The 12519-nt window shown below is 65.5% G+C and carries 10 protein-coding genes; 5 read left to right on the forward strand and 5 right to left on the reverse strand.

Features of this window, described 5'->3' with window-relative positions; genetic code table 11:
• The first annotated feature begins 139 nt into the window (after positions 1–139).
• The 5 genes from E4M07_RS22205 (at position 140) to E4M07_RS22225 (ending at position 6529) form a co-directional block, all read left to right on the forward strand.
• The gene (locus E4M07_RS22205) at positions 140–1663 is read left to right on the forward strand and encodes a Ppx/GppA phosphatase family protein (protein ID WP_136660607.1); all 1524 of its coding nucleotides are present in this window, start codon (positions 140–142) and stop codon (positions 1661–1663) included.
• Positions 1660–2358, forward strand: coding sequence for an RlmE family RNA methyltransferase (locus E4M07_RS22210; protein ID WP_136660608.1), 699 nt, complete (start codon positions 1660–1662; stop codon positions 2356–2358). Before E4M07_RS22205 ends, E4M07_RS22210 begins: the two co-directional genes overlap by 4 nt.
• 33 nt (positions 2359–2391) lie before the next feature.
• Entirely contained in the window at positions 2392–2841 is a 450-nt protein-coding gene (locus E4M07_RS22215; RefSeq protein WP_136660609.1) for a hypothetical protein, read from the forward strand.
• Positions 2842–3341: 500 nt separating this feature from the next.
• On the forward strand, positions 3342–4844 hold the full coding sequence (gene guaB, locus E4M07_RS22220) for an IMP dehydrogenase (RefSeq protein WP_136660610.1): 1503 nt from the start codon (positions 3342–3344) through the stop codon (positions 4842–4844).
• A gap of 311 nt (positions 4845–5155) precedes the next feature.
• Positions 5156–6529: an MFS transporter gene (locus tag E4M07_RS22225; RefSeq protein WP_136660611.1), complete on the forward strand. Its 1374-nt coding sequence runs from the start codon at positions 5156–5158 to the stop codon at positions 6527–6529.
• Between the two features lie 19 nt (positions 6530–6548).
• On the opposite strand, the gene E4M07_RS22230 is transcribed toward E4M07_RS22225, so the two are convergent.
• From E4M07_RS22230 to iaaH, 5 genes are read right to left on the reverse strand one after another with little or no spacing between them, the layout of a single operon-like run.
• Positions 6549–7241, reverse strand: coding sequence for an ATP-binding cassette domain-containing protein (locus tag E4M07_RS22230; RefSeq protein ID WP_136660612.1), 693 nt, complete (start codon positions 7239–7241; stop codon positions 6549–6551).
• Positions 7238–8980, reverse strand: a complete 1743-nt coding sequence (locus E4M07_RS22235) for an ATP-binding cassette domain-containing protein (protein WP_136660613.1) — start codon at positions 8978–8980, stop codon at positions 7238–7240. The genes E4M07_RS22230 and E4M07_RS22235 overlap by 4 nt, the downstream gene beginning before the upstream one ends.
• On the reverse strand, positions 8958–9809 hold the full coding sequence (locus tag E4M07_RS22240) for a branched-chain amino acid ABC transporter permease (RefSeq protein ID WP_246660559.1): 852 nt from the start codon (positions 9807–9809) through the stop codon (positions 8958–8960). The genes E4M07_RS22235 and E4M07_RS22240 overlap by 23 nt, the downstream gene beginning before the upstream one ends.
• Positions 9810–9830: 21 nt before the next feature.
• Positions 9831–10988 (reverse strand): substrate-binding domain-containing protein, encoded by a 1158-nt coding sequence (locus E4M07_RS22245; protein WP_136660614.1) that lies wholly within the window; start codon positions 10986–10988, stop codon positions 9831–9833.
• Positions 10989–11009: 21 nt separating this feature from the next.
• Positions 11010–12419: an indoleacetamide hydrolase gene (iaaH, locus tag E4M07_RS22250; RefSeq protein WP_206057355.1), complete on the reverse strand. Its 1410-nt coding sequence runs from the start codon at positions 12417–12419 to the stop codon at positions 11010–11012.
• Positions 12420–12519: the final 100 nt, after the last annotated feature.

Raw genomic sequence — 12519 nt, forward strand, 5'->3', positions numbered from 1 at the left:
AAATTTATTTCCGCGCCGGTTTAACGCCGATTCAAATAATCGTTTGGCGAACCATGACGGCGCTGTTACAGTTTCCGCAACGCAGAACAGACAAGCGCCCGCTGCCGCATTTCGCTGGCGCGGCGCGACAGGAAACAAAGTGACAGACCCCGATGAGGACGCTGAGCCGTCCGCAAATGGGGCGCTGAGAACTGGCGAGGCAGCAGGGCGAGAAACGAACGTCCGATCCGCTGCCGGGGGCGAAGCAGGCGAAGACCGCCGCGACGCCGACGCCGCGAGGGATGCCGGGCAAGACTCGGAATCCCGGCGCTCCGAACAGGTCAATAACAGCCCCGCCGGCGCTGAGCCGCAGGACGGCGCGTACGGCTCGGCAAAGGGCCGCAAGCGGCGCCGGCGGTCGCGCCGCGGCAAGGGCGGACGCGGTGATGGCGGCCAGCCTTCGAGCGGCGACGGGCGCGAAGCCGGGCAGCAGCAATCCCAGGACAATCAGGAAAATAAGCAGGCGAAACGCGGCAACGGCCGCGACCACGCGGCCGGGGAGAAGCAACACGCCCGCCACGCCTCCAATCCGTGGCGGCACAAGCGCCAGCACCCGAAGGGGCCGCTCTATGCGGCGCTCGATCTTGGCACCAACAATTGCCGGCTGCTCGTCGCGGTGCCGACCAAGCCCGGCCAGTTCCGGGTGGTCGACGCGTTCTCGCGCATCGTGCGGCTCGGCGAGGGCCTGGGGGCGAGCGGCGAACTCTCGCAGGCGGCGATGGACCGCGCCGTCGACGCGCTGAAGGTCTGCGCCACCAAGATGAAGAACCGGCCGGTGCGCCGCCACCGGCTGATTGCCACCGAGGCCTGCCGCTCGGCGAAGAACGGCTCGGAGTTCCTCGACCGCGTCAAGGACGAGACCGGGCTCGATCTGGAGATCGTCAACCGCGAGACCGAGGCGCGGCTCGCCGTTTCCGGCTGCTCGTCGCTGGTCGGGCGCGAGACCGACGGCGTCGTCCTCTTCGACATCGGCGGCGGCTCGTCGGAAATCGCCGCCATCGATCTCTCCGGCAGCCGCTCCAACCGGCTGGCCAACCACATCGCCGCCTGGACATCGCTGCCGGTCGGCGTCGTCACCCTGTCGGAGCGCCACGGCGGCCGCGACGTGACCGACAAGATCTTCGCCGAGATGGTCGAGGAGGTCTCCGACCTGCTCGAGGGCTTCCGCTGCCCGGAGATCCCGGGCTGCAACGGCGGCGGCGAGGGCGTCTTCCACCTGCTCGGCACCTCCGGAACCGTGACCACGCTGGCCGGCGTTCATCTCGACCTGCCGCGCTACGACCGGCGCCGCGTCGACGGGCTGTGGCTGTCGAGCCGCGACGTCGACCGCATGACGCAAAAGCTTCTGTCGTGGGATTTCCACGCCCGCTCGTCCAATCCCTGCATCGGCTCCGACCGCGCCGACCTGGTACTCGCCGGCTGCGCCATCCTCGAGGCGATCCGCCGCCGCTGGCCGTCGGAGCGCCTGCGCGTCGCCGACCGCGGGCTGCGCGAGGGGCTGTTGACGGAAATGATGGCCGCCGACGGCATCTGGCGCCGCGGCCGAGGCCGGCGCAACTATTACAAGCGCCCGCAGGGGCCGAAGCGCGGCGAGCGTCCGGGCGAGGGGGAGAAAAGCCGATGAGCGGCCCGTCCTCGGGAAACAGGACCGGGCGCAAGCTCGGCCAGAAGATCAAGAAGCGCGGCAAGATCAAGGCCTCGTCCAGGCGCTGGCTGGAGCGCCATATCAACGATCCCTACGTGCAGCGCGCCCAGCTCGAGGGCTACCGCGCCCGCGCCGCCTTCAAGCTCCTGGAGATCGACGCCAAGCACAAGATCCTCGAAGGCGCGAAGCGCATCGTCGATCTCGGCTCGGCGCCCGGAAGCTGGTCGCAGATCGCCGCCAAGGTGACGGATTCGACCGACGGGGACCCGCGCGTCGCGGCCATCGATTTCCTCGAGATGGACCCGGTGCCGGGCGTGAAGTTCCTGCAGATGGATTTCCTCGACGACGACGCGCCGCAAAGGCTGATCGAGGCCTGCGGCGGCGCGCCGGACCTTGTCCTCTCCGACATGGCGGCGCCGACCACCGGCCACCGCCGCACCGACCACCTGCGCACGATGCACCTGTGTGAGGTGGCGGCCTATTTTGCCGTCGATGTTCTGAAGGAGGGCGGCCATTTCCTCGCCAAGACCTTCCAGGGCGGCACCGAGGCGGACCTGCTTTCAATGCTGAAGAAGAACTTCAAACAGGTCATCCACATCAAGCCGCCCGCCTCGCGCGCCGAATCGGTCGAGATGTACCTGCTCGCGAAGGGCTTCAAGGGACGGCCGGCATAAGGCCAATTATTCTGCCTGCGGAGATTGCTGCTCATGACCCACATAATGTCTGACGGTACGCCCTTCTGTTTTTGCGATATTGGGGATGCCGAATGCCGCATTGATTCAATCGAAGAAATCCACAGCACGTTATTGCTCACTGCATGGCGGCCGATAGAGCTGCTCTCTGACAAGCTAGAGGATGCGATCAGGAGATTGTTGTCCAAGGGGGCAATAAACGTCATCTGCATCGGACAACATTCGGAGGCACTGCACGATCTCATTGATGACGTCATTGTGTCGATGTCGTCGGATGAGGGGTCGGATTTGTTGGACAGCGTGACGGTGTGGATTGAGGCCGAAGAATTTCCAGGGGCCGTGCGTCGGTATATATACAAACATGAATTTGATACCGAGAATGAGGATAGTTTTTCCCTCATTTTCATTGGCAACACCGATGATCGAAAAGATAAATCTGTGTTCGAGTGCCTGATGCGACTTTAACAAGTCGCCTGATTCGGAAATGTTCACGCCCCGATCGATGGCAAAGCATGCGCGGCTTAAAGTTTATTGGATAATTCTGGCCAATCCGCCGGACAATTTTGTGCACCAACGTGGAATAGGAGTGACCGCGCTGGGTAAGGCGGACGCGATAGATCTTGTCAGGGAACACGTGGACGGGGCTGGCTCACCTGAATACGAACTCGTTGTTTGCGAAGTGTTGGATTTTCAGGAGCTGGATCAAAATCATGTTGTTCCCAACATGGGTAACCACTTGCGACGCGGCGTGTGGTACCCGGACCTTTATTGGACCTGAACACAACGCTGCCCGCTTCATTCAAACATTACGGATCGTTGGCTATATCCATTTGGCCTTGTACTTTTTCTGTTCCCTTTGCCGCCTTTCCGTGGTACCAGCCAACGCCAACTTCTGATCGAGCAACGAGACTGCAGCGGCGCCGAAGCGGCGGGCCGTCGCATTCCCACACCTTAGAGGATTGGCCATGGTGCGCATTATCGAATCGGCGACCGGACACGAAGCCCTTACCTTTGACGATGTGCTGCTGCAGCCCGGCCACTCGACGGTGTTGCCCGGCGAGACGGACATCCGCACACGTATCGCCCACGATATCGACCTTAATCTCCCCATCGTCTCCTCGGCGATGGACACCGTCACCGAGGCGCGCCTCGCCATCGCCATGGCGCAGGCCGGCGGCATCGGCGTCATCCACCGCAATCTGACGCCCGAGGAACAGGCCGAGGAGGTCCGCCAGGTCAAGAAGTTCGAATCCGGCATGGTCGTCAACCCGGTTACAATAGGCCCGGACGCGACGCTCGGCGACGCGCAGCTCCTTATGAAGACGCACGGCATTTCCGGCATTCCGGTGGTCGAGAACGGCGGCACGGGCGGCCAGAACAGCGGCCGCCTCGTCGGCATCCTCACCAACCGCGACGTGCGCTTCGCCTCCGATCCGGGACAGAAGATCAGCGAGTTGATGACCAGCGAGGGGCTGGTGACGGTCGGCGAGAATGTCGAGCAGCACGAGGCCAAGAAGCTGCTTCACCAGCACCGCATCGAAAAGCTGCTGGTCGTCGACCCGGACGGCCACTGCATCGGCCTGATCACCGTCAAGGATATCGAGAAGTCGCAGCTCAATCCCGATGCGTCCAAGGACGCGCAGGGCCGCTTGCGCGTCGGCGCCGCCACCACAGTCGGCGAGGACGGCTTTGAGCGGGCCGAGCGGCTGATCGACGCCGGTATCGACCTCCTCGTCATCGACACGGCCCACGGCCATTCGCAGCGCGTCCTCGACGCCGTCTCCAGGGTCAAGCAGTTGTCCAATTCCGTGCGCATCATGGCAGGCAACGTGGCAACGTCGGATGGCACCAAGGCGCTGATCGATGCCGGCGCCGACGCGATCAAGGTCGGCATTGGGCCGGGCTCCATCTGCACGACGCGTATCGTCGCCGGTGTCGGCGTGCCGCAGCTCTCGGCCGTTTTGAGCGCCGTCGAGGCCGCCGCCGAGCGCAATATCCCGGTGATCGCCGACGGCGGCATCAAGTATTCCGGCGACATGGCCAAGGCGATTGCCGCCGGCGCCTCGGCGGTGATGATCGGATCGCTCCTTGCCGGCACCGACGAAAGCCCCGGCGAGGTCTATCTCTACCAGGGCCGCTCCTTCAAGGCCTATCGCGGCATGGGCTCGGTCGGCGCCATGGCGCGCGGTTCGGCGGACCGCTATTTCCAGGCCGAGGTGCGCGACACGCTGAAACTGGTGCCGGAAGGCATCGAGGGGCAGGTGCCCTACAAGGGGCCCGTGGCCGCCGTGCTGCACCAGCTCGGCGGCGGCCTGAAAGCCGCAATGGGCTATGTCGGTGCCGCGAACCTTGACGAGCTGCACGAGCGCGCCCGCTTCGTGCGCATCTCCGGCGCGGGCCTGCGCGAAAGCCACACCCACGACGTGACGATCACCCGCGAAAGCCCCAACTATCCGGGCAGTGTCTGACGCAGCCGCCGATCGCCACGTTAATCGCGCCTCCTGGTGGGACCGGGCGGTGTGAGACCCCTGGCGAATTCAGTGCAGTGGCGAGTACGCCTCCGGATGGCCGCCCGGTCGCCTTTTGCCGCGGCCTCATGCATTTATCGAATTGCGATTGACAGCGCCCGCAGCCGTGCCAATTTGCCGGGTGGGAGCGGCTGTGCCCGCGCATATTCGAGCCTCAAGGAAGAAACTGCTTGACCTCAAGTTAACTTGAGGAATTAGGATCAATATCAGATAGGTAAAGACCGGGGGAGGGCGGCATCGAGCGCGACCAGGTGCAATGGAGGGAAATCACGGCGCCGGGCCTGCGCGTTCCGCTCGCCGCCGCCTGCCTTGGCGTCTGGCTGCATGCCGCCGACGGGCTGCTTGTCTCCACCATGACCCCGGCGATCGTCGCCGATATCGGCGGCGTCGCGCTCGTTCCCTGGACCTTCGCCCTCTACGAGATGGGCACCATCGTCGTCGGCGCTGCGGGCGGCCTCTTGTCCATGCGTTTCGGCATCCGCCTGCCGATGGCGCTGGCCGGTGCCCTGTTCGCCCTCGGTTGCGCGGTGAGCGCGCTGGCGCCGGCAATGGAAGTGCTTCTCCTGGGCCGCATATTCCAGGGCCTCGGCGGCGGCGGCCTGATGGCGCTCTCCTTCGTGCTGACCGCCGTTCGGTTCCCGCCGCGGCTCGTCCCCCGGGTCATGGCGGCGATCTCGACCATCTGGGGCGTATCGGCCTTCACCGGGCCGCTGATCGGCGGGCTCTTCGTCGAGTTCTCGAACTGGCGCAACGGCTTCTGGTTCTTCGCCCTGCAGGCGCTCGCCCTTGCGGCCTGGATGTTCCTGCAGAAGGACAAGGGCGACGGACCGAAGGCGGCGGAGCACGAACGCTTTCCGCTGCAGCGGCTGATGTGGCTTTGCGCCGGCGTCGTGCTGGTCGCCTATGGCGGCATCGACGTCGCGCCGCTCGGCACGACGGTCTTCGTCCTTCTCGGCCTTTTGTGCCTGGCGCTGTTCGTCCGCCTCGATGCCGGCCACACGGAAAGCCGCCTGCTGCCGCCGCGGCCCCTCAGCCTGTTCGACCCGATCGGCGCGGCGATCGTCATGATCATCTGCTTCGCCGCCGCGACGACGGCCGTCACCATCTACGTGCCGTTGCTGATCACCAGCCTGCACGGCGTTTCGGTGCTGGTCGCCGGTTATGTCATCGCGCTCGAATCCATCGCCTGGACGGTCGCCGCGCTGCTGGTCTCCGGGCAGCCGCCGTCGCGCGACCGCATGTTCATCCTCACCGGCATGACGATCATAACGGTCGGCACCGCCGGCCTCATCTACGCCGTGCCGCAAGGTCCTGTCTGGCTGGTGGCGGTCTTCGCCTCGATGCTGGGCTTCGGATTCGGGACGGCCTGGACGTTCATCCTGCGCCTTGCGACCGGCATCGCGCCGCAGGAAGAGACAAGGCGGGTCTCAAGCGCTCTGCCGACCGTTCACCGCCTCGGTTTCGCGCTTGGCGCCGCCTTCATCGGCATCGTCGCCAACGCGTCCGGCATAGACGATCCGGCGCGGCTGAAATTCGTCGCCGCGGCGGTCTTCATCGCCAGCCTGCCGCTGGCGCTGCTCGGCCTCTTCGCGGCGACGCGGTTCGTCGCCGGCACGCGGGCCTGACCATCAAGGGCGTTTGAGTTCAGATCTGCAGCCGTTCCGATAGCGTCTCGCGCAGATTGTCCGTTCGCGCGGTCTCGAAGACGCATTCCCCGTGGTCGAGCAGATAGACATGGTCGGCGGCTTCCTCGACGAGCGTCAGGTTCTGCTCGACGATCAGGAACGACCGCCCGGCGGCTTTCGCCTCGAGGATGAATTGCGCCATCCTGTCGATGTTCTCCGGCTGCACGCCCTCCGACGGCTCGTCCAGGATGACCAGCGGCGTGTCTTCAGCGAGCGCCCGGCAGAAGGAGAGGATCTTCTTTTCGCCGCCCGACAGCGTGCCGGCTGTCTGCTGCAGGCGCTCCTCGATGCGCGGAAACTGTCCGAAGAGCTCGCGGTACCGCGTAAGGTCGCGGTCCGGCCGGTGCAGCGTCAGGTTCTCGAAGATCGAAAGGCCGTCGAAAACGACGCCCTCCTGCGGCGCGTAGCCGATGCCGCATCGTCTGCGGCCATGCGCGGGCAGGGCGGTGACATCCTGTCCCTTCATTGAGATCGTGCCGCTTTCTGCGGGGAGCTGGCCGGCGATGAGTTTCACCAGGGTCGACTTGCCGACGCCGTTGCGGCCGGTGACGAACACGGCCTGCCCGGAGCCGGCGGCGAGCGATACGCCGCGCACGACGGTGACGTCGCCATAACCGCCGGAAAGGCCGTTGACATCGAGCAGGGCGGTCATTTCGTGCCTCCGCTATAGACCGCCTGGACCTCCGGATCGGCCCGCACGGCGGCGATGTTGCCCTCGGCCAGGAGCCGGCCCTGGTGCATGACGAAGACGTGGTCGCTCAAGCGCTCGACCACGCGCATGTCGTGCTCGATGATGATGGCGGTCGAACCGATCGACGCGTTGATCGCGGCGATCGCCTCGATCATCTGTGCCGTCTCGCCGGTGGAAAGCCCGGCGCAGGGCTCATCCAGCAGCACGAGCCGCGCCTCGGTGAGATAGGTCATCGAAAAGTCCAGCATCTGGCGCTGGCCGAGCGACAGCGCGCCGGCGGTCGTCCCGCCGTCCTTCAGGAAGACAAAGCGTTCCGCCAGTGCTTCGAAAAGATCGCTGCGCCATGCGTGCGGCCGCATGGAAAACAGCGCCGCGAGGCCGATCCGGTTCGCCCACAGCGCGATATCCAGGTTTTCATCCACCGTGAGATCGGCGAACACGGATGGGACCTGGAACTTCCGGGAGATATCCCGGCGCGCCACTTGATACGGCTTGAGGCCGGCCAGCGAATGGCCGTGCCACGCGATGTTGCCGGCGGTGAGGGGCAGGCGGCCCGTCATCGCATTGAAGGCGGACGTCTTGCCGGCGCCATTCGGACCGATGATGGCGTGGATCCCGGGCTTGTCGATCCGCAGACTGAGGCCATCGAGAATGCGCACGGGGCCGATTCTCACCCCCACGCTGTCGAAGACGAGGGACGGCGCGTCATCGCTCCTGTGCGGGGGAGCGGCGACATCCCGGCGTCGCGAGGGTCTGCGCGCGGCGTCCGAAAACCACCCGGGCAGTGCGCCGGCGAGCCCCACCAGCCCTTGCGGGAACTTCAGCACGGTGACGATGAAGATCAGCCCGATCACCGCTTCCCAGTAGCGGAACGCGTCGCGCAGCTCGGAAGCGAGGAAGCCGATGACGACGGCGCCGATCACCGGCCCGGCGATCGATGCCCGCCCGCCCACCGCGGTCCAGATGACGAATTCGGCCGACAGCAGGAAGCCCACCGATTGCGGCGTGACGATGCCCTGATGCGGCGCGTAGAGCGCGCCGGCAAGGCCCGCGAGCCCGGCGCTGATGCCGAAGGCCGCGGCCTTCAGGGCGCTGGTGTTGAAGCCGAAGAACTGCAGCCGCTCCTCGTTCTGCGCCGTTGCCGAGAGCAGGACGCCGAACGGCGTCTTCAGCAGCCAGTAAAGGCCGAGGCTGACGACTGCGAGCACGCCTACGATGACGAAATAGAGATTGCCGAAACTGTCGATGCCCGGCAGACCCGGAATGCCGGTCATGCCGTTGAAGCCGCCCGTGATCGTGTCGGCGCTGTTGGCGAGCTGGAAACCCAGCATCGTCAGCGCCAGCGTGATCAGCGAGAAATAGGGGCCGGAGCCGATCTGCCGGTTGAAGACCAGCAGTCCGACCAGCGCCGCCAGCAGCGCGGGAACCGCGACTGCAACCGCCAGCAGCGGGACGAGCATGAAGACATTCCCGTCTGCGCCCTTGAGGGCAGCGCCCGCGATATAGGCGCCGATGCCGAAGAACAGCGCCTGTCCGAGCGGCAGGAACCCGGCCCGCCCCCAGCACAGCGCGATGCCCTGGCCGACCAAGCCGAAGATCAGGTAGAGCCCGAGCTGGTAGGCCGTGAACATGCCGGACAGCGCCGGCACCGCAAGGAGAAGCACGAAGGCAAGAAGGCTAGCGACGCGAGAATAGGCCATCGGGTCTCAGCCACAGGAAAAGGATGGAGATCAGGAGCACGGCCATGTAGCCGCTGGTCTTGGCGAACAGCGTCGAAATCACCGCATCCGTGCCGCCGATGACCGTGGAGCCGATCAGCAGCCCCTCGAGCGAACCGAGCCCGCCGACGACCAGGATGAAGAAGGACGACAACAGGTAGTCGATGCCCATATAGGGTTCGACCCGCACCAGCGGCGCAAGCGCGACGCCGGCGAGGCCCGCCGTGCAGACACCGAAGACGAATGTCATGCGCGCCAGGCGCGCCGTGTCGATGCCGACGGCTGCCGCGAGCGGCGGATTGGACACCATCGCCTTGATGCGCGCCCCGGTATTGCTGCGGCGATACCAGATAAAGAGCAGGCCGAAGAAGCCGGCGATCACGGCGAGCAGCACAAGGCGGTAGGAGGGATAGGCGATGCCGAAAAGGTCGACGGTTCCGGGAAGCACCTGGTCGATGCTCTTGTAGTCGCGGCCGAAGCTCACCTCGACGATCTTGCGCATCAGGATGGAAAGCCCCCATGTCGCCAGCAGCGTATCGAAGGGGCGGCTGTAGAGGTGCCTGACGATCGACCACTCGACGCAGTAACCGACGATGCCGCAGACGCCAAGCGCCAGCGGCACCGCCGCGAGGATTGGAAGCCCTGCCTCCTGTGTCACGTAGACGCTGAACGCACCCAGCATGACGAACTCGCCGTGGGCCATGTTCATCACGCCGAGCAGGCCGAAGACGACAGCGAGCCCCAGCGCGATCAGCGCCAGGGTCGCGACGGCATAGACGAGGTTCATGCCGTTTGTGAGGATCAGATCCAATTCCGTTGGCTTTCCAACCGCTTACTGGCAGTTCTTACCGGCGCTTACGGCGGGGAAGACCTCCACCACCTTGAAGCCCGCGCCGTCTGCCTCAGCGAGGAAGACGTCCCTTGAAACGTGCCGCTCACTCATGGTCGCCCGTCCGCGCGGCCCGTCATAGCTGGTCCCGTCGGCCGCGTTCTCCAGGTCGGCCACATCCAGCGAGCCAGCCTTTTCCGCCAGCGCCTGGAGCAGCTTCATGCCTTCATAGCATGATTCACCCAGCGTATTGAGGGCGGCCGCGTCGGCGCCGAACTTGCCGTGATAGGCTTTCGAGAAGGCGGTTGCCGCCGGCGTGTCGATTGCGGCGAAATAGCCGGCCGAGGAATAAAGGTTCTTCGAGTTCTCGGCGCCGATGCCGGCCAGCGTGTTCTCCTCGATCAGCGTTCCGAGGCGCACGACGGAATCCGGCAGGCCGAAACTCGCGAAGGCGCGGTTGAAGCCGACGGACGCGCCGCCGACCAGCGTGATCAGCACCGCGTCGGCGCCGCTGCTCTTGATCTTGGCGAGGTTGCTGTCGAAATTGTCCGCCGTGAACGGCAGGTATTCCTCGCCGACAATCGTGCCACCGGACGCCTCGATATAACCCTTGGCGGCGGTATTGGTGTCGCGCGGCCAGTTGTAGTCGTTGCCGATCAGGTACCACTTGCTGGCCCCCTTGTTGGCGGCCATCCACGGGATCACCGGCTCAAGCTGTTGCGCCGGCGTCTCGCCGAGCACATAGGTTCCGGCCGCGCATTCGCCGCCCTCGTAGACCGGCGTATAGATATAAGGCACCTGTCCCTTGAAGAGGTTGGTGAGCGCGCCGCGCACGGCGCTGTCATGCATGCCGATGAAGGCGTCGACCTTCTCGCCCTTCCACAGCTTGAGGGCCGCCTGGTTGGCGTCCGACGGCGGGCCGCCGACATCGGCGAAGATCGGCTCGATCATGCGCCCCAGAATGCCGCCGGCCCCGTTGATCTCGGCGACGGCGAGGTTGGTGGCGTTCTCGCAGGACGGGCCGAAAAGCCCGCCCGGGCCGGATTGCGGCAGCAGGACGCCGACCTTGATCGGATCGGCGGCGAGCGCCGCGCCGACCGCGGGAACGGCGCTCATTGCCGCCGTGGAGGCGGCGAGTTTGATGAACAGTCTGCGGTCCATGATCTGTACTCCCTGTCGTTCTTAGAGTTTCGGCGCTTCGCCGGGCCCGAGCACGGCCTCGACCGCCGCCGCGATCGCCAGCAGTTGCTCGTCCGATCCGGCCGGCCCGTCGAGCTCCATCCCGACGGGCAGGCGTTCCGCGGTCAGGCCCGCCGGCAGGCTGATGCCGGGAATGCCGGCGTTGCTCGCGGGATCGGTGTTGCGGATGAAGGTGGTGAAGGTCGGCACGCGCGCGCCGTTGAGTTCGACGGTCTCGTCCTCGCCGATCGGACGCGCCGGCAGCGGTGCCGTCGGAAACAGGAGGGCGGCGATCCCGTTCTCGGCAAAGCAGGTCTCGTAGGCCTTTTGCAGTTTCGGCCGCTCGATGCTCATGACCTGCCGGTAAAGTGCTTCGGGAATGGCCTCGTCGCCGAGCTGGGACCCCATCACGCCCTTGACGTCGGGACTTTCGACGCCAGCGTGGATGTCCTCAAGCGTCAGCGAGAGCCCGTTCCGGGCGAGGTAGTCGGCAAGATCCACCTTGAACTCGTAAAGCGCCACCGGAAAGCCGACCGCGTCGTTCAACGCGGCGATATCGGGCAGTTCGACATCGACAAGCCGGGCGCCCGCATTGCCAAGCTTCTCAAGCGTCCGTTCGGCGATTTCGGCGACATGCGGGTCGAGATCGTCGTAAAAATGCGCCTTCGGAACGCCAATGCGCACGGAATCAAGGTCGGCTGTCTCGCCGGAGGAGCGGCAGCCCGACATGACCGCGTCGAGAAGCCGCGCATCGGCGACGCTGCGGACCATCGGCCCGGCCGTGTCCCGCGTATGGGAGATCGGCACGATGCCCGTACCGGAATAGCGGCCGACGGTCGGGCGATAGCCGACAATGCCGCAGAGCGCCGCCGGCAGGCGCACGGATGCGCCGGTGTCGGTTCCGATGCCGCCGGGCATGAGCCGCGCCCCGACGGCGGTGCCGACGCCGCCGCTGGAGCCGCCCGGTATCATTTGCCTGTTGAAGGGATTGCGCGACGCGCCCGTCACCGCGTTGTTGGTGGTGATGCCGAAGGCAAGCTCGTGCATGTTGCCCTTGGCGCCGAGCAGGGCGCCTTCGGCAAACAGCGCCTCAGCGATCGGGGCGTTGCTGCCGGCGACCCATCCGCGAAGCGCGCCGGTGGCGGCGCTGGTCGGCAGGGTGCTGGTGTTGATATTGTCCTTCAATACCAGCGGTATGCCGGCAAGGCCCTGTCCCGCGTTGCCCTTTTCGTCGGTCGCGCGCGCCGCCCGGCGAAGGGCATCCCAGTCATGCGAGACGACGGCGTTCAGATCGGCGTGTTTCTCGCACCTGTCGATATGGGCCTCGACATAGTCCGAGCTCGAGAGCTTTCCCTCCCGCATCTCGGAAAGGGCCTCGGTGATGGTCAGTTCGACCGGATCTGGACGTGACAATACGGCATCTCCTCCATGCGTTTTGTCCCATCCTGTCCTGTGCGCCGGTCGGGCGGTATCCTCACAAATGAGGATATTTCGGTATTGCCGCTTTCGGGAT

Origin of the sequence: Nitratireductor sp. XY-223, from assembly GCF_004959855.1 — a bacterium.
Classification (GTDB): Bacteria; Pseudomonadota; Alphaproteobacteria; order Rhizobiales; family Rhizobiaceae; genus Hoeflea_A.

Bases quoted from the DNA above. Each gene is read 5' to 3' on its own strand.
- E4M07_RS22245 (WP_136660614.1), bottom strand. From the start codon at position 10,988: ATGGACCGCAGACTGTTCATCAAACTCGCCGCCTCCACGGCGGCAATG.
- E4M07_RS22235 (WP_136660613.1), bottom strand. From the start codon at position 8,980: ATGGCCTATTCTCGCGTCGCTAGCCTTCTTGCCTTCGTGCTTCTCCTT.
- E4M07_RS22210 (WP_136660608.1), top strand. From the start codon at position 1,660: ATGAGCGGCCCGTCCTCGGGAAACAGGACCGGGCGCAAGCTCGGCCAG.
- E4M07_RS22230 (WP_136660612.1), bottom strand. From the start codon at position 7,241: ATGACCGCCCTGCTCGATGTCAACGGCCTTTCCGGCGGTTATGGCGAC.
- E4M07_RS22215 (WP_136660609.1), top strand. From the start codon at position 2,392: ATGACCCACATAATGTCTGACGGTACGCCCTTCTGTTTTTGCGATATT.
- guaB (WP_136660610.1), top strand. From the start codon at position 3,342: ATGGTGCGCATTATCGAATCGGCGACCGGACACGAAGCCCTTACCTTT.